Consider the following 22297-nt stretch of genomic DNA (forward strand, 5'->3'; position numbering starts at 1 on the left):
ATGAGGTAAAAAGAAAGGTACTCTCCTAAAATGCCATCTTTATGATTTCCAGTCGGCTGGCATCAAGGCGATAGTAAATCAAATACTTCTTATAAGGAAAGGCTACCACACTTTTATCAGGATAATCTCTTCCAGAATAAAAAAGTCTCAAGAATCTGAATATTTATCGTTTTTGGAGAGGCTCACACGGTCACAACCGAATTTTCTTCCCCATATTGGTTGGTGACATAACTGTCAGCCTCAACGTCGTTAACCCAGGTATTCCCGTCAAGAACATAGCGGAATTGATAGGAATTACCGGCCTGCAGAGAAAGGGTTATTGAAAAGCTTCCATCTTTCAATTTCTTCATAGGGTTTTCCTGCAGTGACCATTTATTGAATTCTCCAACAAGCACAGCATTTTTAGAACCCTCAGGATTATTGTATTTGAAGGTAACACGACAAATGTTACCGGATTTTGAGTAATTTTTTTTAAGCATGTTTTTCTCTTCATTGTGTTTTACGGATCTGAGTCCATAATTTTACTGTCTGGAAACAACTATTCAACCAAGATATAAGGAATCGATATACTCCTTTGCCACACGACTCCATAAGAAACGCTCCTCAGTTGCCTGCCTTGATATTTTTTGCCACTGTTCAGGATTCGTGTCATGCAATTCCAGGATGGTTTTGCAACTCTCCAACATATTCCTGGCTTGTATCATCAAACTCTTCCCGGTAAACACAAAACCATTTTCATTGTGTTTAACTGTATCACGTAGGCCTCCGACACCATGGACAAGGCATGGTTGCCCGGCTCTCATTGCCAGCATCTGACTAATCCCACAGGGCTCAAAAGAACTGGGCATCAGAAACAAATGACCACTCCTGTAAATTGTATCTGCCAGAGACTCAGAATAACCCTTGAGAAAAATAAAATTCTGCTTACGGGCTGCTACTTTTGTCAGAAACACTTCCAGATCTCGATCACCGCTCCCCAGCATCAGGAAAATACCATCCCCCAGCATATCGAGCAATTGTTCCAGAGCAGATTGACCATCTGCCATTTTTTGCTGGAGTATGAGTATTTTTTGATCAGTAACTCGGCCGACCGACGTTAGTACAAAACGCTGGTGGTGAGATGGAGATGTCAACCATTTTGTCAGGTTGTGCAATGAAATAAGATGTGCACTTTCTACAGTTGTTTTTGCTGCAACCCAATTCAACACTTCTTTTTCGCAGTGTAAAAGCAGCTCAGAAAATGACAACTTTTTATTTTCCTTGCGCGGGTATTCGCAACCATTGAGAATTCCATGTAAACGACCATCCTTTGCAGCGCGTTTTAAATCGTTTTCAAGGCCTTCCCCACCGAAATACCCATGTTCAGCATTGCTGGGCAGCAAAATCTCCTGTGCATAGGAGGGTGATACCGTATGCACCTTGTTGCAAAGATTGATACCGATTCGCATTAAATTGACACAATGCATTACATCTGGATCGTGAATTGGTCGGTGGTCATATCTGAGTTGTGGAAACCAGTGCTGCAATGCAGAATCATCCCCTGCCAGTGGGCGTACACCCTGTAATGCCAGGTTATGTATTGTGAAAACCGAATGGATAGTCCGTAACTCGTGGTATTGCGGATCATATGCGAGTAATAAAGCAACGATCGCAGCATGCCAATCATGGAGGTGCAGCACATCCAGTTTGCCAAAGTGGTTATTTGCGATTGTTTGGCAGACAGCCGAACAAAATAAGGCAAATTTAGTGGCATCGGTAGCATAGGGTCTGGTTGAAGGATCGTCACAATAGATTCTGCCAACACCTCCCACTGAGAATAGCGGATGCTCCAGCACCCAGATCTGTACACACTCATGAGGAATTTTTGCAGGCACCCGAAAAAGATTGATGGTTTCTATTTTACCAGCAAACGAGATCTGGACTGCCCCCTGAAATTCAGTGCCCGGCAACTGAGGGAATATGCCATACCCTGGCATAATCACATGGACTTGATGACCACTGTCAGCCAAAGCAGGAGGGATATCTCTGACCACATCACCAATACCTCCAACCTTCCCGCCGGGAAGTGCATCATTTTCAGATGCCACCATTAAGATATTCATCTCTAATTATTATCCCGTATTAGGTTATGACATCTGGTGCCATGCGTCCGGTGGATTGCTTAATACCGGCTACCTGATCAGCTGCTTTTATCAGGACAGCCAATGCCTCCTGAGGATCCTGAGCTAAACGAGTTGGGCTGTCCTCATAACAGTCACAATAGACCCGCAGGGTAGCTCCCTCGGTACCAGTGCCCGACAAACGGAATACGACCCTGCCACCATTGTTAAAATAGACCCGTATTCCCTGCTTGGTGGCCTCACTGTGATCTACCGGATCGTGATAAGAAAAATCATCGGCGGAATCAACGCGCAAACCAGCAAATTCCTGACCCGGTAATTCATCAAGGGACTGACGAAGGCGATCGATCATCTGGTGTGCACTATCACTATTCACACCTTCGTAATCGTGCCTTGTGAAATAATCCCGACCATATTGCGCCCAATGATCGCTGACTATCGTAGCAACAGGTAACTGCTTTACTGCGATGAGATTAAGCCAGAATAACACCGCCCAAAGGCCATCTTTTTCACGTACGTGATCTGAGCCGGTGCCAAAGCTTTCTTCACCGCACAGGGTAATTTTTCCGGCGTCGAGCAGGTTGCCGAAAAACTTCCAGCCAGTAGGTGTTTCATAACATTCAATACCCAAAGAAGCCGCAACACGATCAGCTGCTCTACTGGTCGGCATTGAACGGGCGATCCCCACAATACCGCCACTATAACCGGGAATCAGTTTTGCATTGGCCGCTAAAATCGCCAGGCTGTCACAGGGATTGATATAGCAATCCTTTCCAAGCACCATATTTCGGTCACCATCTCCATCAGAAGCCGCGCCAAAATCGAGGGCATTTTGCCCTTTCAAGCGTGACACAAGCTCCTTGGCATGGACCTGATTCGGATCCGGATGACCACCACCAAAATCCGTCAGTGGAATTGCGTTGACGACAGTCCCTTTGGATGCACCCAAACGGTTTTCCAGTATTTCTCTGGCATACGGTCCCGTCACTGCATGCATGGCGTCGAAACACATACGGAATTTTCCTCCAGCAAACAATCCCGCTATCGCTGGAAAATCAAATTTCGATTCCATTAAATCGGCGTAGTCAATTACCGGATCTATGATTTCAATTTTTGTATCACCAATTTGCCGTTTCCCCAGTGAATCCAGGTCTATATCTTCTGATTCAACCGAAAAATATTCCTGAATGTTCTGGCTTTGTTGATACATCTCATTGGTCATTTTCTCGGGGGCCGGACCGCCATTGGCGGCATTATATTTGATACCAAAGTCTTCGCTCGGCCCTCCCGGGTTATGGCTGGCAGATAACACAATGCCGCCAAAGGCCTGGTATTTACGAATGACACAACTTGCGGCAGGTGTTGACAGGATGCCACCCTGCCCCACCAACAGACGAGAAAATCCGTTGGCAGCAGCCATACGAATAATAATCTGGATGGTTTCGCGATTATAAAATCGACCATCACCACCGATCACCAGCGTATGACCGTCGCAGGGGCCGATGGAATTAAAAATCGACTGGACAAAGTTTTCCAGATAATGGGGTTGTTGAAACTCTACAACCTTTTTGCGTAACCCGGAGGTCCCTGGTTTTTGACCCGGAAATGGTTTAGTTATAACTGTAATGGGTTTCATTATTCTCTTCCTTTTTGCGTTAAAACGAACCCCTCCAGATACGTGAGACTCCGAGGGGTATTAGTGAACATTAACTCTGGAAGTTTACAAGACTGAGGAAGCTGTCCGGCTGCAGACTTGCGCCACCAACAAGTGCACCATCTATATCAGACTCTTTCATGATTTCTGCAACATTTGAAGGTTTTACGCTGCCACCGTATTGAATCCGGATTTTGGTAGCCGCATCTTCGCCAAACATAGTTGCAACAACTTCACGAATGTAGGTGATAACATCATTTGCCTGGCCACTCGTGGCTGTTTTACCGGTACCGATGGCCCAAATAGGTTCATAAGCGATTACGACATTCGTAAGTCCATTTTGATCTACACCGTTCAGGCCTTTTTGGACTTGCTTTTTAACAACATCTTTCGTTTTCCCTGCGTCTCTCTGCTCTAAGGTCTCTCCACAACAAAGGATCGGCAGGAGATTGTGCTCCAGCGCTTTAAGAACTTTCCTGTTCACTGTGTCATCTGTCTCATTGAAGTATTCTCTTCTCTCCGAGTGCCCGATAATGACATAATCCACAGCGAGCTCTTTCAACATTGAGACCGATATTTCCCCTGTAAAAGCGCCACTTTCTTCAAAATGCATATTTTGAGCACCGACTTTTATAGCGGTACCTGCAGTGGCTTCTTTTAGATCTTTGAGCATTGTAAATGGGGCACAAAGAACTGCCTCAACATCTTTTCCATCAATTTTGTCCTTAATTGCAGCGACGAAACTCTTTGCTTCTGCAATGGACATGGTCATCTTCCAGTTTCCTGCAATAATTGGCTTTCTCATTTTTCCACTCACTGTTTTACTGTTTAATCATTTATCGTTACATGCATCAATCCCAGGAAGTACCTTACCTTCAAGAAATTCAAGGGAAGCTCCACCGCCGGTTGATATATGAGACATCTTTTTACCGAATCCAAGTTGGTTAACAGCGGCCACACTGTCACCGCCACCAATGATTGTCGTCGCTTCGAGTTCAGCCAAGGTTGCAGCAATAGCCAATGTTCCTCCAGCAAAGCCTGCAAATTCAAAGACACCCATTGGTCCGTTCCAGACGACCGTTTTCGCGTCATTGAGTTCTTCTTTAAAAATTTTAACGGATCTTGGCCCAATATCCATACCCATAAATCCGGAAGGGATATTCTCATCATCTGTTACGACGGTCTTGGCATCTGCAGAAAATGAATCACCGCAAATGTTATCTACTGGGAGAAGAAGCTTCACGCTCCGTTCTTTCGCCTTGGCGACCATCTCAAGGGCATAAGCCATCTTTTCTTCTTCCAGTAAGGATGACCCAATCTCATAGCCTTGGGCTTTAAGAAAGGTGTAAGCCATTCCGCCGCCAATGATCAGGCTATCAACTTTTTCAAGCAAGTTATTGATGACCTTTATTTTATCAGAGATTTTGGCACCACCAAGGATAGCTACAAATGGTCTCTGAGGGTTAGCGACAGCCTCTCCAAGATATTTGAGCTCTTTTTGCATAAGATATCCGCAAACACAGGTATCCAGAAAATGTGTCACACCAACCGTTGAACAATGAGCGCGATGAGCTGTGCCGAATGCATCGTTTACAAAGATCTCAGCAAGAGAAGCCAGCTCCCTGGAAAATGCTTCTTTATTCTCTGTTTCTTCCACGCGATAGCGTACATTTTGTAAGAGCACCACATCGCCATCAACCATTTCGGCTACTGCTTTTCTGGCATTTTCACCAACAACAATATCATCTGCTGCAAACACAATCTCTCTGTTCAGCAGTTCCGCAAGACGTCTGGCGACAGGTTTTAAAGAAAGTTCTGGCTTAGGCTCTCCCTTTGGTTTACCCAGGTGAGAACAGAGAATCACTCGTGCTCCATTTTCTATCAGATAATTGATTGTGGGTATCGCGCCAGTCAATCGGGTCTCATCTGTTATCACATCATCTTTTATAGGAACATTGAAGTCACATCGTACAAGAACGTTCCTGCCTTTTACTGCTATATCTTCAATTGTTTTTTTGTTGTAAACCATTATGCAAACCTCAATTATTCATTTTTAAAAGGGCACAGAAAACAGGGGAGAATCATATCGCCACTGAGTTCTGAAAAAACTGGTAATATCATAAGAAAGACACGTACAATATTCCACAAATTTACCTTTACCTAAATTTTGCAAGTGCCTGGTGTATCATTTTGAAAATACACTCAACTTAAAAAACTCAAAACAGAGAATGCAGTTTTTGGGTTTAAATTTACATGATTGTTTAGATCTATGTTCTCAACTTGAGCATTATGGTTGCAAGTGGCGGCAATACCAGCGATAACGACTGGGGATGCCCGTGCATTGGTACCGATTCAGTGGCTTGGCTTTCATCATTGCCCAGGTTACTTCCCCAATACTCGGCTGAATCGCTATTAAAAATCTCATCATATCTGCCGGGTTGAGGTACTCCTATCCGGTAACCATGCCAGGGGACCGGTGTAAAGTTGGAGACGATAACCAGGAACTCATCGCTGGATTTAGCTTTGCGGATAAACGAGAGTACGTTGTTGTCTGTGTCACTGGCGTCAATCCACTGAAAACCATTTGATTCGAAGTCGTTCTCATAGAGAGCCGGTTCCTTTTTATAGAGTTGATTCAAATCCCGGACAGTTCTTTGTAAACCCTGATGATTAGGTGCCTCCAGGGCAGCCCATTCCAAACTCGTATCGAAGTTCCACTCCTGCCATTGGCCAAACTCACAGCCCATGAATAATAACTTTTTCCCCGGATGGGCCCACATAAAGCCATAGTAGGCGCGCAAATTGGCAAATTTCTGCCATTCATCCCCTGGCATTCTGGTCAGCAACGAGCCTTTGCCATGCACTACCTCGTCATGGGAGAGGGGCAGGATAAAATTTTCACTAAAAGCATAGAGCAGGCCAAAGGTCATATCATTCTGATGATATTTTCGATGGATCGGATCTTTACCCATATAGCCAAGGGTATCGTGCATCCATCCCATATTCCACTTGAGGCTAAAGCCGAGACCGCCAGTATAGGTGGGCCTGGACACCATTGGCCAGGAGGTCGATTCCTCTGCCATGGTTAACACCCCGGGAAATACACCGTGGACCACCTCGTTCATTTTCCGCAAAAAGCTAATGGCCTCCAAATTTTCCCGCCCTCCATACTGATTAGGGAGCCACTGTCCTTCTTCCCGGGAATAATCGAGGTAGAGCATGGAGGCCACCGCATCGACGCGCAGGCCGTCAAAATGATATTTATCAATCCAGAACAAGGCATTGGAGATGAGAAAAGCCCTTACCTCGTTACGTCCATAGTTGAAGATCATGGTCCCCCAGTCCTGATGTTCTCCCTGCCTTGGATCAGTGTGAGCATAGAGATGGGTGCCATCAAAAAAGTTGAGGCCAGCGCCATCTTTTGGGAAGTGGGCGGGAACCCAATCCAGAATGACAGCCAGTTTATTCCGGTGACACTGATCTATGAAATACATGAGATCTTCCGGCGTGCCAAATCGACTGCTGGGTGCGTAAAATCCCATCACCTGATAACCCCAGGAACCATCAAAAGGATACTCCGCTATGGGCAGCAATTCGAGATGAGTGTAACCCATCTCCACCACATAAGGGATGAGCTCATCTGCCAATTCACGGTAGGTCAAATAGCGCGAGCCCCATTTCTCGTCAGGCACCTTGCGCCAGGAGCTTAAGTGCACTTCATAAATTGAGATCGGCCGGTCCAGTCCCTGTTGCTTACCCCGTCCATTAACCCAGTCCCCGTCAGTCCATTGATAGCGGTCCAGCTCTGCCACCACTGATGCGGTTCTGGGACGCTGCTCCATAGCAAAGCCATAGGGGTCGGCCTTATCAAAACTTTCGCCAGACTTGCTGACGACCCGGTATTTATACACAGAATTTTCGGTCAGGGCCGGTACAAACAAGGTCCAGATGCCGCTGTCGCTGGAGTTGAGCGGATGGTTTTCACCATGCCACTCATTAAAATCACCTATGAGCTGGACCTGGCGAGCATTGGGAGCCCACACGGCAAAATGCACTCCCTTTTCACCGTTAATCTCAACCAAATGTGCCCCCATTTTTTCGTAGGTTCGCTCGTGGCTTCCTTCGCCCATCAGGTATTGATCAAAATCAGTTAAAATGGTTGTGGTATTCAAGCTATTCTCCTTTTAGTGCCTGGACAAAAATGTTCCTGTTCGATATGCATCGTGTAGCGCCATCAGTTCATCAATTCGTTGCTTAATTTCTTGGCCTAAATCTGTATCTTTGATACGAATCCGGTGGTTCCGTTGTTCGAGGATCTCAGTCATACAATCGATGGCCGGGATGTCCGATCTGGTTGAAGAGTTTACTTCACCCTGCTGGTGAGTTGCGAGCAACAGCCCCCATGAATTAAACACCAGAGTGTAACCAGCGATCCCTGTCTTTTGCTGGTAAGCCCGAGAAAAACCGCCATCAATGACGATCAATTTCCCGCCCGCCTTCAATGGACGTTCTTTTTTCTTAACGATTACCGGCACATGCCCGTTGATCACATGCCCTTGGTCCGAGGCTAAGCCAAATGCTTCTAGAATTCGTCGGACCGTTGTTTCATCGTCCCTCAAGGAATAGTAAATATTGCGCGGCTCTTTGTGGGTGGCTTTATCTTCAATAAAATATTGTTCAAAAGTTGTCATCTTTCCCTTGCCAAAAAGTGGCGAACAGGGGCCGCACCATAAATACCACATGGCGTCCAAACCTTGTTGTTTTTCCGTGGAGTCTTCACTGGCAAAAAAACCCTGTCTGGCCAGGCGAGTAAAGGTATCCATCAAATCAGCTCCAGAAGACGTAGCATGCCCAAGGCTCAGTGACTTAAAGGAACCGTCATCATTCATGGGAATGCAACCATGATAGAGCAGATTCCCATTACAGGTTTTATAGATGCTGCCATTTGCAAAGAGAAAGCGTGCGTGTTCCTGTAATTTTTCACTATGTAGAAACGCGACTTTCAACCTATCGACCACATGTTGCTCAGCAGGTGTTAACGCATAAGGATCTTCAGGCGTGACAGTCTGAAACTTTCTGTCAAGGAGAGGATAGACCTGTCGGTCTATCTCTATGGTTCCCTTCTCAAAGTCTATTTTATCAAGCAGCAGACGATCCTCAAGCTGGTATTCCGGGCAACGCCGAATGATTTGAGCCTCCAGCTTAAACTGAATAATCGTGATGGCCTTATGCATCCTGGCCATCAACATCTGTTCACCCTCAGAATCATCCTGCTGGTTAAACCTCTGCTGGACAAACAATTCGCAAGGATCATTACCGTAGGTTTCGATGGCGAAAGAGGCCAGTGGCAAAAGGCTCACCGCATAGCCGTTTTCCAAAGTCTCCATATTTGCGTGTCGCAGCGAGATCCGGATGACACTGGCAATACAGGCCTCACTGCCACCTGCTGCCCCCATCCATAGGATGTCGTGGTTACCCCACTGAACATCGACACTGTGATAATCCATTAAGCGATCCACAATAAGATGTGCGGCAGGACCACGATCATATATATCACCAACAACATGGAGGTGATCGATGGCCAGGCGTTGGATGGCTTTGGCCATCACTACAATAAATGCTTTGGCGTGGCCGGTTGATACAATTGTTTCAATCAAGCCCTGATAGTATTCGCTCTTATCGTTCAGATTTTCATTCTCATAGAGCAACTCTTCAACGAGCCTCTCAAATCGACCCTCAATCAATTGCCGAACCTTGGTGCGCGGATATTTTGAAGATACTGCCCGTAATACATACGTCAGTCGCAGTAAGGTTCGCTGGTACCATTGCTTTTGCTCATCTGCAACAGGTAACATGATGCCCAGCATCGTTTCAGGTGTATAAATCAAGGCACCAAGCTTGATTTTATCTTCACCTGAGAGAGTATCTTTAAAAATTTCATCAATTTTTCGCTGGATTGCGCCAGAGGCATGGTTCACAACCTTGCAAAATGCTTCGTACTCACCATGAATATCAGAGATGAAATGCTCGGTACCCTTGGGCAGCTTGAGCTGGGCCTGCAGGTTAATAATCGCCTCGGCTGCCGTTTCCTGAGATGGGAACTCTTTTGCCAGGTGGGTCAGATAGCGCAAATGATCCGGAAATAATTCCATTGATACTCCCCCTTTACAAGGCCATGAATCAGATAACCGTATTGTCGGGAATGACCGCACTCTTTGGGACGACAACCAAACCATCCCGGACTACCCAGTTTTCGTTATCGGAGTCGGGCCTCTCAGGCAGGGAACGAATATGAACATTTCGGCCAATCCGCGCTTTCGAGTCAATGATTGCACTCTCTATGACTGAGCCGTCGCCAATTCCGATATCAGGCCGGCCTAACTGCCTGTTTTCTAAACGTTGCTCTTCAGTTTCATAATAATTTGAACCCATCATGACAGTGTCACGAATAACCACTTGCGAACCAATGACACTCCGGATACCAACGACAGAATTGCTGATATCTGCATTGCCGATATTGCATCCTTCTGCCAGTAGAACCTTCGTGAGTGTTCCTCCCTGAATTTCAGTGGGAGGCAGGAAGCGAGCATTGGTGTATACGGGCTGTGAAGGATTATTCAGCTCAAAAGGCCTTGTGGAAGCAAGCTCCAGACTTACCTCATAGAAGCGACGAATTGTACCAATATCTGCCCAGTAGTCATCGAAGACGTACCCTATAACCCGATGGTTAAGCATGGCTTCGGGAATGATATCATTGCCAAAATCGTCACCCGGCGCCGCTAATAATTCAGAGAGCAGATCGGTGGAAAACACATAAATCCCCATCGAAGCCATGAAAGGTTTATCTGAACCGGGCCTGCTTTCCAGATTACCCAGAAGATCAGGAGTTGGTTTTTCGGTAAAACTTACAATTTCACCGTCCGGGTTTTGTTTGAGAATACCAAGAGACGGGGCCTCTCTTTTGTCTACCGGTTGAACTGCCAGAGTGATATCTGCCTTTGTGTCAATATGAAACTGCACAAATTTACTATAATCCATCCTGTATAAATGGTCGCCTGCCAGGATGAGAACATATTTGGTGCCTGAGCTTTTTATTTCAACCAGCTGCTGGCGAACCGCATCTGCAGTCCCCTGATACCAACCGGTGCTATTTGGTGTTTGTTCGGCTGCCCATATTTGAACCCAGCCATCAGTGAACATATCACGCCGATAGGTCCGGAAAATGTGTCGATGCAGTGATACCGAATTAAACTGCGTCAGAATCGCAATCTTGTCGATACCAGAATGCATACAGTTGCTGATGGGAACATCGATCAACCGGTATTTGCCTGCAAAAGGAACAGCCGGCTTCGATCGTTTCTGAGTTAGAGGAAACAGTCTGGTTCCTCGCCCCCCACCCATAATTAATCCCAAAACATTTTTCATCATCATCGCCACCTCTATCCCTATCTATGGTTTTCCGGACTGTTTACGACGCTATCAATATTGCCCTTTTATGCCTTTACGCCCGGCATATCCCACTTTCCCTGCCAATTCTTCCTCAATCCGCAGCAACTGATTGTATTTGGCAACCCGGTCCGACCGACAGAGGGAGCCGGTTTTTATTTGTCCTGCTGCTGTGCCAACAGCCAAATCTGCAATGGTCGAATCTTCTGTTTCGCCGCTTCTATGGGAAATTACTGCTGTATAACCCGCTTTTTGAGCCATTTGAATCGCCTCCAGAGTCTCGGTCAGAGAACCAATCTGGTTGAATTTAATCAAAATGGAGTTGGCTACACCGGTATCTATGCCCCGTTTCAGGATTTTGGTGTTGGTCACAAAAAGGTCGTCGCCCACCAGCTGGACAGTGGAACCAAGCTTCTTCGTCAGGCTTGCCCAACCATCCCAGTCACTTTCGTCCAGACCATCTTCAATGGATAGTATCGGATATTTTCTACTGAGTTCAGCAAGGTAGTCCCCAAAACCCTCAGAATCAAAAACCTTACCTTCACCTTTGAGATTGTAGCTGCCCTCTGTGTAAAATTCGGAAGCCGCACAGTCCAGAGCCAGGGTAATGTCTTTATCCATCTTGTAACCGGCCGCCTCCACCGCTTGAACAATAACGGACAGAGCCTCTTCATTAGAAGAGAGGTTTGGGGCAAAACCACCTTCGTCACCAACAGCTGTACTGAGCCCCTTGCCACTCAGCACTTTTTTCAAATTATGAAAAACTTCTGCACCCATTCGTAATGCTTCTCTGAAATTTTTTGCACCAACCGGCTGAATCATGAATTCCTGAATATCAACATTGTTATCTGCATGCTCACCGCCATTGATAATGTTCATCATTGGTACCGGCATCAGATACTGACCGGGGGTTCCGTTTAATTCAGAAATATGCTGATAAAGTGGGATTTTTTTGTCCATGGCCGCAGCTTTTGCATTGGCTAAAGAGACCGCCAGGATTGCATTGGCACCGAGCTTTTCCTTATTCTCTGTACCATCCAGTTCGACCATGATTCGGTCAATACTCTTCTGGTCATACGAGTCTTTACCAAGGAGGGCGGGTGCTATTGTTTCGTTCACAGCTGCAACTGCCGTTAAAACTCCTTTTCCGAGATATCGACTCTTGTCACCATCTCGGAGTTCAAGTGCTTCCCGCGAGCCTGTGGAGGCTCCGGAAGGAGCACAGGCTCTACCACATGCACCTGATTCAAGATATACATCCGCCTCTACGGTGGGATTGCCCCGGGAGTCCATCACTTCTCGGCCAATAATCCTGCTGATCTTTGCCATTGCCGTCTCCTGTTATTTTGAAGTCAATTCATTGATGAATCTACGCTTAGTACTTTATAGATTAGTTTCTTATCTTTTTAGTAAGAAACTAATCTGGCAAAAAGTACTTGTCCGGGCTTATTTCATTAAGCTTCCCATATGGTCTAATGTTCTGATTAATTGACTCACATAGCTCATTTCATTATCGTACCAGGCTACAACCCTGACCTCATAGATATTGGTTCCACAACGTTGCGCAAGTGTTTGAGTGGAATCAAAAAGTGAACCAAAGCTCATACCAATTGTATCGCTTGACACCAACTCCTCGTCAGAATATCCAAAGGATTCATCGGCGGCCTTTTTCATCGCTTCGTTGATATCCGCAACAGTTACAGAATCGGTCTCATCTTTTAACGTCGCATCAAGAATCGTAATGGAACCAGAAGGAACTGGTACACGTTGTGCCGATCCTATCAGTTTTCCGTCAAGTTCAGGAATGACAAGACCGATCGCCTTCGCAGCACCGGTTGAATTGGGTACAATGTTGATTGCACCGGCTCTTGCTCGACGCAAATCACCTTTGCGGTGTGGTCCATCAATAATCATCTGGTCCCCTGTATATGCATGAATCGTGGTCATGAAGCCTGTTCTCAACTCACGATAATCATTCAAAACCTTTGCCATGGGAGCAAGGCAATTGGTTGTGCAGGATGCACCGGAAACAATGAGATCATCATTTTTTAATATCTGGTGATTTACGCCATAAACAATGGTTGGCAGGTCACTGCCTGCAGGGGCTGAAATAAGAACCCTCTTTGCACCTGCATCAATATGCGCCTGACTTTTGGCTTTTGAACAGAAAAAGCCGGTACATTCTAAAACAATATCGACACCAAGGCTTTTCCAGGGAAGATTCTTCGGATCTGGATCTTTGTATACTCGGATTTTCTTGCCATCAATGATCAGAGAATCCTCATTACTCTCTACAGTATGGCCTGAAAAATGACCCTGTACACTGTCATACTTCAGGAGATGAGCAAGCATCCTTGGCTCTGTTAAATCGTTGATTCCCACAACTTCAAAACGATCATCTCCAAAGATTTTTCGAAATGAAAGTTTTCCTATTCTTCCAAAACCATTTATAGCTACACGGATTGACATTTTCTTTCTCCTAGGACAACTATTTTTATTAAATTTGTAAATACTTATAAGTTTGATGAACCCGTAAAAAAGATGAGGTTTTCGGTAGATAAGCAAAAATATTCATATGCGCACCGCAAGAAATGCCTTTGGGGGTGCGAGGCGTAAAGATACTTCTATTATTTAGGCATACTAGAGTACACCGTAAGGATAAAAGTATTGCCACAACCAAGCAGATACGCCAAGACTTCAGATGAAATGCTTATACGACGGCATCAACCCTTTCCAGCACTTCCCAACACATTGGTGTTTTTCTCTTTGATAAGGCGAATCAGCTCATCCCTGGCGGGTCCCAGATATTTCCGCGGATCAAACTCTGATGGCTTCTCGGCAAATATTTTACGAATCACAGCGGTCATCGCAAGACGCCCGTCGCTGTCTATATTGATTTTACACACTGCAGATTTGGCGGCCCTGCGCAACTGTTCAGCAGGAATTCCTACGGCACTCTCAAGCTTTCCACCATACCGATTAATCATGTCCACATGTTCAGGTGTAACGGAAGATGCACCGTGGAGTACAATCGGGTATCCAGGCAGTTTCTGCTCAATTGTCTCCAGGATATCAAAACGTAAAGGCGGTACCGCCTCGCCTGGTTGAAGTTTGAACTTATGCGCACCATGGGATGTCCCAATGGATATGGCCAGACTGTCCGCACTGGTTTTTTTCACAAATTCCTCAACTTCTTCTGGCCTGGTATAGTGACTCTTTTCAGAAGAAACTTCGTCTTCCACACCGGCAAGAACACCCAGCTCTCCTTCAACAGTAACGTTTTTTGAATGAGCATACTGAACTACTTCTGCGGTGAGACGCATATTTTCTTTAAAAGAAAGGTGGGAGCCGTCAATCATGACCGAAGAAAACCCGCTGTCGATACAATCTTTAGCGAGCTCAAAGCTATCTCCGTGATCAAGATGCAGGGCAATAGGAATGCTGCTGCCCATACTGCGCACAAGTTCAACCGCCCCTTTGACCATATAGGGCAACATCTTTGCTTCAGCATATTTTCTGGCACTTCCGGACACCTGCAGGATAACAGGAGAGCTGGACTGGGCACAGCCAATAACAATTGCCTGAAGTTGTTCCATATTGTTAAAATTATAGGCAGGAATGGCATAGCCGCCCGCCATTGCCTTGGCAAACATCTCTTTGGTGTTCACCAGGCCAAGATCTTCATATCTGGTTGGACTCGTCATTATAGTTCTCCTTGTGAATCAGGATGATTAAACTGGTTTGATTTGAACCTGTGCTAACAACTTATTAACCTGCTCACGGGTTCCAACCGTTGTACCTTTCATACTGGCAGTTGCAGCACCGCAGGCAATCCCTTTGCACAGGGCATCCTGCATGCTGTCCCCCTGGCTGAGGCCCCACACAACTCCGGCAACCATAGAATCACCTGCTCCAATCGGGTTAGCTGCAACTATTTTGGGACTGGCAGCCAGCCAGGCCTTATCTTTATCGACTAGTATGGCCCCCTCTTTGCCAAGAGAGATGATCACACTGCCAGGGCCCATGGCAGAGATTGCCTTACCAACTGCAGCTATCTCTGCAGGCGTACTAACCGGCAACCCGGTAAGCACATGCGCTTCTTCGTCATTTGGCTTGACCAGCTGGGGTTTGGCCGAGCAGTTCTGACGCAGGGCCTCATCGCTGGTATCCAAAAATACCTGTGCCCCCGCCGACTGGATGATGGTGATGAGCTCGGTATAGTAAACTGGAGGTACCCCGGGAGGGAGGCTGCCAGCAAGCACCCACCAGTCTCCGGCCTGTACCCTCTCACCTATCTTTTGTGCCAGTTGCGTAAGATTGTCTTTGGTAATAGTTGGCCCCGGCTCATTAACCTTCACATACTGCCCATTTTCAGTACTTACAATGGAGACATTGGTGCGGGTTTCCCCTTCGACCCAGACAAAATCGGTCTCTATTCCGAGCGTCTTGAGCTTATCGTCCAACATCTCCCCACTCTTACCGGCAGCAAAGCCCAGTGCTACACTTGAAATGCCAAGAGATTTAAGCATACGGGCCACATTAAAGCCTTTTCCACCGCAGTCTACCCGCCAATCCGAGGCTCTCAGCACAGTATCAAAAACGATCTCATCAACTGTTAACTCCCGGTCAACTGCAGGGTTTAGTGTCACAGTAAATATCATTTTTTAGCCCTTATAATATTTTTCAAACAACGCTTCTTCCGCTTCGATGGTCCACATGTTGCCCGGTTCAAGTTTGTCGGCAATATCAGGATGAACCTTGTGCAGATCGTCAAGTCCTATAAGCGGCAGGTCCGGGAATTGTGGGAAGATAATAATCTTACCCGCATAGCGACCATCAATCATCGCCTGAATTCCCTCTCTGGCAGCATTCATTCCACCAATGGCCCCGACACTACGGCCTGGGTTGAGGCTTCCTTTTGCTGCCTGGCTGAGCACCTGAGACTGATCGCTCAGGGTGAGACCGGAGGTCCCGGTATATTGGGCATTATTCATATACACGTTGGAGAGATTCAAATGGGCCATGGTTCCGTTGGGGACACCTGCAAAAAAGACCAGCATGCCATCCTTATGCATCAAGGTATCCGCCTCGGCCATGACTGCAGCAATGGGAACACTGACAACAACATCATCTGCCCCCTTGCCATCTGTAATATCCATGACGAATTCATGGATTGATTTATCACTGGTTTGAGGATTGTAGGTGAACAGTTCACAGTTATTACTTTTCGCCAATGGTCCGAAACGTTCCTGGATGGCAGCAAGCCGCATATCACTGACCTCTGTCGCGATAACCTTACCTGGTCCGTCTGGAAGTTCTATTGCCCGCTGAACATGCATTTGCCCCATGGGTCCACCGGCACCGACAAAAACGGTTGTGCCACCGGCTTTCAGTTCACAGCGGTTTCGTTTTTCGCCATAAGATGCCCCGATGTCAGGGCCCTGGTTACCGAGAAAGGCGATATAATCATAATGAAGACGGCCGACATCGGCATTAACCAGGCCGTCCAGTGGTGTCTGGCCCACCAGATTCAAGGTACCTCTGCGAACGATAAAGGCTGCAACATCACTTACAAGGGCTGCGGAACGAGGGTCAAGCATGACGATATCGTCAAAACCTGCTCCATTGGTAAACTCTTTGGCAAGTTCACTGTATTGGTCGGGATTGATACTGTTGCGCACCACTACTTTTGCCGAGGTTTTTTCTGCAAGCTTTGCAACACTCTGCGGAACGTCGGTAAGAATAATGGTTGCTGGAGCGGCAAGGCCTGTGGAGAACTGATACTCCCGGTCGTCTCCCTGCTGGCCAAGAATCCACATAACGCCACCATCTTTTGGCTCAAGACGTCTTCTCTGGGTATATGATGCGATAACACAGCCCCAAGGCTCAAGTAGTGAGGCTTCGGCATAACCCATGTCACCGGTAACAGGCAGCAGGCAGGCACCTTCATCGGTTTCCAGCATCTCAGGACCGATCAGGTGATACTGAATAAGGCCTCCGGGAATGGTATAACCATACGCTGTGCTTTTACCGTTCTGGTAGATATCAGGCTGTACCGCAACGCGCTGGCCGGGAGTATATTTTCCTTTCAGTTCTTCACCTACCTCGATGATGGTGAGGGCCGCTTCATGGCCAAGCCTTGTTGGCTCTTTGGTCAGATCTCGATTGTACAGTTTTGGATGATCTTTACCCATCCGAATCAGTTTCACATCGGAAAAACATAAACCTACGCTGTCAACTCGTACCAGCATCTGGTTTGGTCCCGGTTTCGGTACAGGTAGAAGTTCAGGCTTGCCGTCTTTGCCTATGTTTTCTTCACCGGCACCGTACATATTCCACACCCATGTTTTTTCGGGTGGACTGATTTTTTCGGATTGGTATTTCTTATATTGTGATGTCATGGCTACCTCTCAGGAATATTTAAATGCAGATTTTACAACAGATCCTCGTTCGTTTTATACAACGCCATAACGGCTTCTGAGCTATCCAGTTGTAAGGCTTTTTTGGCTTTTTCTTGTAATTTACTGTAGTTTACTGCGCGGATAATATTTTTCACCGCCGCCACATTGGCCGGGCTGACAGACAGTTCCGTCACCCCCAGGCCCACCAGCAGTGTTGCCAGGCTCGGCGTCGCTGCTGCATTGCCACACACACCAACCCACTTGCCATGGGCTTGTGCGGCTTTTACTGTCATCTCGATCATTTTCAGCAACGCGGGGTGGTAACTGTCGGCTTCACTGCAAAGATCCGGATGCAGGCGATCTATGGCCAAAGTGTATTGAGTCAAGTCATTGGATCCGACGGAAAAGAAATCCACTTCTTTTGCCAGATGTTCGGCCACCATCACAGCGGATGGCACCTCAATCATCATGCCCAGCGGCAACTTGGGAGCATTCAGTTGTGCGCGTACGCGCTCGGCCATATCCCGGGCTTTCTTCCACTCCGACACTCTGCCGATCATGGGAAACATAATGTGCAGTCCGGTTGATCCGGTCGTCTCTTGCTGCCAGACTGCTGTCTGGTAGATGGCTTCCAGTTGGCGCCGGAACATATCTTCATATTTGAACGACAGGCGGATGCCTCGAAGACCCAGGAAAGGATTGTCTTCATGGGGGATATGCATCCAGGATACTGGCTTATCGCCACCGATATCGGCTGTACGCACGATCAACTGGCGACTGCCAAGCTCCTTGATGATAGCTTTTAGACTCTCGCCCTGCTCTTCAGGTGTGGGTTCCGAAACAGAAGATTCAAAAAGAAACTCTGTTCGTAACAAGCCCACACCTTCGCCTCCATTTTCCAAGACGAGCTTCGCGTCTTCGGGGTTGGCGATATTGCAGACAACTTCAACATGGTGGCCATCCAGTGTTTCTGCTGGTTTGTGCTTTTGTGCATCTTCTTCTTTTCGAATCTGCTCCCACTGGGTTTTCCACTTAATCGCACGTTTCTGTGTTGCTTCGTCAGGAGCAACGTAAATGGAAGATGCCTGGGGATCGACAATAATCAACTCGCCATCCTCAATGTCCGTAAGGCTTCCGTCACCCAGACCAACGATTGCCGGTAGCCCCAGGGCTCTGGCAAGAATCGCCATATGACTGTTGGGACCACCAAGCTCTGTACAGATGCCCCGAACCTTCAACCCATGTAACCCGGCTGTTTGTGAGGGGGTGAGGTCCTTTGCCATCAAAACGAAATCAGTCCCCGGATATTCGACGGATGAAGCAGCCGGCATCATCAGGGCCAGTACCCGGTCACGTACATCGATCAAATCGGCAATCCTCGCCCTCAAACGCTCATTATCAACCGTTTTCAAGGAACCCACCTGCTTTTCAATGGCTTGATGGAAAGACCAGGCTGCGGTTTTACCATTGACAATGTACTTTTCACTGTCGGTCAGAACAAGTTCATCCTGCAGCAATTGTTTCTGGGCATGCAAAATAGCGGCTTCTTTTGGCGCCCTGCTTTGCAGATTGGCCTGCAGCTCATCGAGTTGCTGGGCGGCCTCGGTCAAGGCGGTGCTGAAAAGTTTGGCCTCCCCCTTAGGGTCTTTTCCTTCCTCTTCAAACCTCATCTTCCTTGCATGTAATCGAAATGCCGGTGCCATGGTAATACCTGGTGAAGCAGCGGAACCACTTATTGTCTTACGACACTGGACATCGGAGAGAGCGGGGAGTACGGTCAGAGGATTATACGAAGCATTATCCGGTCCATCATCATCATCGAGGCCTTCACAAATCATTGCAGCCAGCAACTGAACAGCCTGTTCTGCTTCAGGTCCTTGTGCGGAAATGATCAGAGCATCGCCAAGACATGCGCCCATGGATAAAAGTGATGCCATGGACTTGGCGTTGGCCGTCTTCTGATCGTTGCGAATGCGAATGTCCGTTCCTGAAAATTTAGCGGCACTCTCTGAAATCATGCTGGCAGGGCGGGCATGCATCCCCTGGACATCAACGACTTTCGCCTCAGCGGTAACAGCAAAATCTTCGAGTTGTTCAGGCGCACTCTGCTTTTCAGCGTTTAGCGCATCCAGAATATCGTTTTTATTGGTTGTGGTGGCCAGTTGGCCGGCAACGGCCTCATCCATGACCACATTGGTCAAACGCTCAAGCAGCTTCAAGTGATCCTTGCCTTTGGCTGCAATACCGACGATCAAACGTGCCACGTCTCCCTTGTCATTCCAGACGACACCCTCAGGTGCCTGGACGATAAAAACACCTGTCCTGATAACCTGATCTTTGGCCTCATTGACACCATGGGGGATTGCCACACCATTAATGAGATAAGTGCTGACTTTTTCTTCACGTCCGGAGAGTGCATCCAAATAGTCTCCCTCAACGAGCCCCAATGAAGACAAGTTTTCTGAAATCAATTTGAGTACATCATCCTTGGACGTTACCTGGGCATTTAATAAAACCTGGTCAGAACTGACCGTAAGAGTATCCTCTGCGGCAGCATCGCTCTCTTGTTTTGCTTCTGCCTGGACAACTTTTTCTGGCTCTTTGGGCTTCTCTGTGGTCGCAGGTTTATCTTGACCACCGAGCAATTTTTTAAAAAAAGACATAACAATCTCCTTTAAAACTGAGTCGATCTTCGAACAGGACTTCCGCCTGCGCCTCAAAACGTACAGCATTGTCAACTCCTGGAAGAGTGCCATGAAAAATCAAGTAATCTTTCATGGCCTCAGCCAGTCTAACCAGAGCCCTTATACCAGCTTAGCTACCAGGTCATCATAGAAACTTGCATCCATAAAGTTGTCGATACTGAAATGCTGTGCGTTAGGCAGTTTAGCCCGAGCACGAGCAGTCAATTCATTCTGGGTGATAACAATATCCGCATCTTTCAGATCATTGATAGCTGCGTTGGTAACCTCAATATCCAAGCCAGCGGCTTTGACTTTGCCCCGTAACACCGTTGCTCCCATAGCTGAAGATCCCATTCCAGCATCACAAGCCACAACAATTGAACGAACAGTTCCTTTCGCGACTGAAGTTGTCTGCGCAGAGGCCGCCTGTCCTTTTGCGGCAGACTTGCTTTCGGCAACAGCGGCTGTGGCTGCTTCCAGGTCGTCAGCTTCTGAAGCGTCTGTACGGATGAGTATTGCTGCAATGATAAACGAAGTGAGAGCAGACACCGCAATGGAACTGAGGGTGAGAACAATCCCCATTCCTTTTGTTGACATCAGGGTCAAAGCAAACACAGAACCCGGAGAAGGAGGACCAACCAGGGCATTACCTGTGACCATGTTAAAACCAACCCCCACCATACCGCCAACAATCACGGCCAGGATCAATCTTGGCTTCATCAAAATATAAGGGAAATAAATTTCGTGAATACCTCCAAAGAAATGAATGATTGATGCGCCATAGGCAGATTTTTGCGCTGTACCCTTACCCATCGCCATATAAGCCAGAAGAATACCTAAACCGGGACCGGGATTGGTTTCGATTAAATAGTATATAGAAGATCCGACCTTAGCTGCCTGTTCTGCACCCAGAGGGGTAAAGACACCATGGTTTATGGCATTATTTAAGAATAGAATTTTTGCCGGCTCAACAATGATTGACACCAGGGGCAAGAGAGACATGCTAACAATCCAACCCACGCCAGCTGCAAGAGCCTTGGTGATGACAGAGACGATCGGACCAACAACGAGGTAGGCAATCAAAGCTGCCAACATGGCGATAATACCGAGGGAGAAATTGTTGACCAGCATCTCAAACCCGGGCTTGATCTTACCGTGCACCTTCTGGTCAAATCTGATTACTGCCAGACCTCCCAGTGGACCGGCAATCATGGCCCCCATGAACATCGGAATATCAGCACCGACAATGACCCCCATCGTCGTAACAGCCCCGGCTACCGCACCACGTTCACCGCCAACAATCTTACCACCGGTATAACCAATCAATAGCGGTAGCAAGTAGGTAATCATGGGACCAACCATTGATGCTAATTTCTCATTAGGCAACCAACCGGTTGGTATAAATAACGCAGTAATCAAACCCCAAGCGATAAATGCGCCAATGTTGGGCATTACCATACCACTCAAGAACCTTCCAAATGATTGGACACCTATTTTCAAAGTACTACCGGACATAAACTTACCTCCCAGTTACATGGTTATTAAATGATCCGTAATCAAACCTCAGGCGATAAAAGCACCAATGCTAGAGGGGAAATTATCCCGGACATAAACCGCCAATTCCTTGAATTGCCTCTTTCATTTCAAGGTCTCCTTATTAAGTGGGTTAGTGTGGGCTGACCAAGTACTTTACTCGCTGTAGATAAATCGGACTGGCCTCTTTCAGATAATAGACAGATCTCATTCTTGGGTATTTACTGTAATCGTTTACACAAATCATGTCAAACATTTTTTGCCATCTTTTCAGTGAAAGGCCAAGGCTTAACAGAGAAAAGAGCTTATAGTACTGTTTTTATATGGTTTATTTTTAGAATTACATTTATATTTATCACATTTTGTTTGTCAGATCTTCTCATTTTTTCCTTCTTACTAGAGCAATCGTTTACATGATACAATGTGACAGGTTCCTGTAACAATCAGAAAGCCAGGACA

15 protein-coding genes are annotated in these 22297 nt (G+C 46.9%); all 15 read right to left on the reverse strand.

Annotated elements, in window-relative coordinates; all coding sequences use genetic code 11:
- Window positions 1-182: 182 nt before the first annotated feature.
- The 15 genes from FCL48_RS09225 to FCL48_RS09295 all read right to left on the reverse strand — a co-directional run bounded on the left by FCL48_RS09225 (window position 183) and on the right by FCL48_RS09295 (window position 21820).
- Complete coding sequence (locus tag FCL48_RS09225) at window positions 183-479, reverse strand: isoamylase early set domain-containing protein (RefSeq protein ID WP_136871981.1); 297 nt, start codon at window positions 477-479, stop codon at window positions 183-185.
- 63 nt (window positions 480-542) lie between these two features.
- Window positions 543-2102 carry a glycogen synthase gene (locus tag FCL48_RS09230; RefSeq protein ID WP_136871982.1) on the reverse strand — a complete coding sequence of 520 codons (1560 nt, stop codon included), beginning with the start codon at window positions 2100-2102 and terminating at the stop codon, window positions 543-545.
- Window positions 2103-2121: 19 nt separating this feature from the next.
- Complete coding sequence (locus FCL48_RS09235; protein ID WP_136871983.1) at window positions 2122-3756, reverse strand: alpha-D-glucose phosphate-specific phosphoglucomutase; 1635 nt, start codon at window positions 3754-3756, stop codon at window positions 2122-2124.
- A 70-nt stretch (window positions 3757-3826) separates the two neighbouring features.
- Window positions 3827-4579: a triose-phosphate isomerase gene (gene tpiA / locus FCL48_RS25430; protein WP_136871984.1), complete on the reverse strand. Its 753-nt coding sequence runs from the start codon at window positions 4577-4579 to the stop codon at window positions 3827-3829.
- 27 nt (window positions 4580-4606) lie between these two features.
- Window positions 4607-5803, reverse strand: coding sequence for a phosphoglycerate kinase (gene pgk / locus FCL48_RS25435; RefSeq protein WP_136871985.1), 1197 nt, complete (start codon window positions 5801-5803; stop codon window positions 4607-4609).
- A 238-nt stretch (window positions 5804-6041) separates the two neighbouring features.
- Window positions 6042-7946, reverse strand: a complete 1905-nt coding sequence (gene glgB / locus FCL48_RS09250) for a 1,4-alpha-glucan branching protein GlgB (RefSeq protein WP_240744799.1) — start codon at window positions 7944-7946, stop codon at window positions 6042-6044.
- A gap of 12 nt (window positions 7947-7958) precedes the next feature.
- Entirely contained in the window at window positions 7959-9926 is a 1968-nt protein-coding gene (locus FCL48_RS09255) for a fructose-1,6-bisphosphatase (protein WP_136871986.1), read from the reverse strand.
- 28 nt (window positions 9927-9954) lie between these two features.
- The gene (locus FCL48_RS09260) at window positions 9955-11199 is read right to left on the reverse strand and encodes a glucose-1-phosphate adenylyltransferase (protein ID WP_169309161.1); all 1245 of its coding nucleotides are present in this window, start codon (window positions 11197-11199) and stop codon (window positions 9955-9957) included.
- Window positions 11200-11253: 54 nt separating this feature from the next.
- Entirely contained in the window at window positions 11254-12549 is a 1296-nt protein-coding gene (gene eno, locus FCL48_RS09265; RefSeq protein ID WP_136871988.1) for a phosphopyruvate hydratase, read from the reverse strand.
- A gap of 117 nt (window positions 12550-12666) precedes the next feature.
- Window positions 12667-13689, reverse strand: a complete 1023-nt coding sequence (gene gap / locus FCL48_RS09270; RefSeq protein WP_136871989.1) for a type I glyceraldehyde-3-phosphate dehydrogenase — start codon at window positions 13687-13689, stop codon at window positions 12667-12669.
- A gap of 254 nt (window positions 13690-13943) precedes the next feature.
- On the reverse strand, window positions 13944-14924 hold the full coding sequence (locus FCL48_RS09275; RefSeq protein WP_136871990.1) for a class II fructose-bisphosphate aldolase: 981 nt from the start codon (window positions 14922-14924) through the stop codon (window positions 13944-13946).
- A 27-nt stretch (window positions 14925-14951) separates the two neighbouring features.
- Window positions 14952-15881, reverse strand: a complete 930-nt coding sequence (gene pfkB, locus FCL48_RS09280) for a 1-phosphofructokinase (protein WP_136871991.1) — start codon at window positions 15879-15881, stop codon at window positions 14952-14954.
- Window positions 15882-15884: 3 nt separating this feature from the next.
- The gene (locus FCL48_RS09285) at window positions 15885-17621 is read right to left on the reverse strand and encodes an alcohol dehydrogenase catalytic domain-containing protein (protein ID WP_136871992.1); all 1737 of its coding nucleotides are present in this window, start codon (window positions 17619-17621) and stop codon (window positions 15885-15887) included.
- 32 nt (window positions 17622-17653) lie between these two features.
- Window positions 17654-20284 (reverse strand): phosphoenolpyruvate--protein phosphotransferase, encoded by a 2631-nt coding sequence (gene ptsP, locus FCL48_RS09290; RefSeq protein ID WP_136871993.1) that lies wholly within the window; start codon window positions 20282-20284, stop codon window positions 17654-17656.
- Between the two features lie 141 nt (window positions 20285-20425).
- Window positions 20426-21820: a PTS mannitol transporter subunit IICB gene (locus FCL48_RS09295; RefSeq protein WP_136871994.1), complete on the reverse strand. Its 1395-nt coding sequence runs from the start codon at window positions 21818-21820 to the stop codon at window positions 20426-20428.
- Between the last annotated feature and the right edge of the window lie 477 nt (window positions 21821-22297).

The organism is Desulforhopalus sp. IMCC35007, assembly GCF_005116575.1.
In the GTDB taxonomy this organism is placed as follows: Bacteria; Desulfobacterota; Desulfobulbia; order Desulfobulbales; family Desulfocapsaceae; genus Desulforhopalus_A.

What these genes read in the sequence shown, in the direction of transcription:
- gap (WP_136871989.1), bottom strand. Translation starts at nt 13,689, where the DNA reads ATGTCAATCCGTGTAGCTATAAATGGTTTTGGAAGAATAGGAAAACTT.
- eno (WP_136871988.1), bottom strand. Translation starts at nt 12,549, where the DNA reads ATGGCAAAGATCAGCAGGATTATTGGCCGAGAAGTGATGGACTCCCGG.
- FCL48_RS09230 (WP_136871982.1), bottom strand. Translation starts at nt 2,102, where the DNA reads ATGAATATCTTAATGGTGGCATCTGAAAATGATGCACTTCCCGGCGGG.
- FCL48_RS09295 (WP_136871994.1), bottom strand. Translation starts at nt 21,820, where the DNA reads ATGTCCGGTAGTACTTTGAAAATAGGTGTCCAATCATTTGGAAGGTTC.
- FCL48_RS09260 (WP_169309161.1), bottom strand. Translation starts at nt 11,199, where the DNA reads ATGAAAAATGTTTTGGGATTAATTATGGGTGGGGGGCGAGGAACCAGA.
- pgk (WP_136871985.1), bottom strand. Translation starts at nt 5,803, where the DNA reads ATGGTTTACAACAAAAAAACAATTGAAGATATAGCAGTAAAAGGCAGG.
- ptsP (WP_136871993.1), bottom strand. Translation starts at nt 20,284, where the DNA reads ATGTCTTTTTTTAAAAAATTGCTCGGTGGTCAAGATAAACCTGCGACC.
- FCL48_RS09235 (WP_136871983.1), bottom strand. Translation starts at nt 3,756, where the DNA reads ATGAAACCCATTACAGTTATAACTAAACCATTTCCGGGTCAAAAACCA.
- FCL48_RS09225 (WP_136871981.1), bottom strand. Translation starts at nt 479, where the DNA reads ATGCTTAAAAAAAATTACTCAAAATCCGGTAACATTTGTCGTGTTACC.
- FCL48_RS09255 (WP_136871986.1), bottom strand. Translation starts at nt 9,926, where the DNA reads ATGGAATTATTTCCGGATCATTTGCGCTATCTGACCCACCTGGCAAAA.
- tpiA (WP_136871984.1), bottom strand. Translation starts at nt 4,579, where the DNA reads ATGAGAAAGCCAATTATTGCAGGAAACTGGAAGATGACCATGTCCATT.
- pfkB (WP_136871991.1), bottom strand. Translation starts at nt 15,881, where the DNA reads ATGATATTTACTGTGACACTAAACCCTGCAGTTGACCGGGAGTTAACA.
- FCL48_RS09285 (WP_136871992.1), bottom strand. Translation starts at nt 17,621, where the DNA reads ATGACATCACAATATAAGAAATACCAATCCGAAAAAATCAGTCCACCC.
- FCL48_RS09275 (WP_136871990.1), bottom strand. Translation starts at nt 14,924, where the DNA reads ATGACGAGTCCAACCAGATATGAAGATCTTGGCCTGGTGAACACCAAA.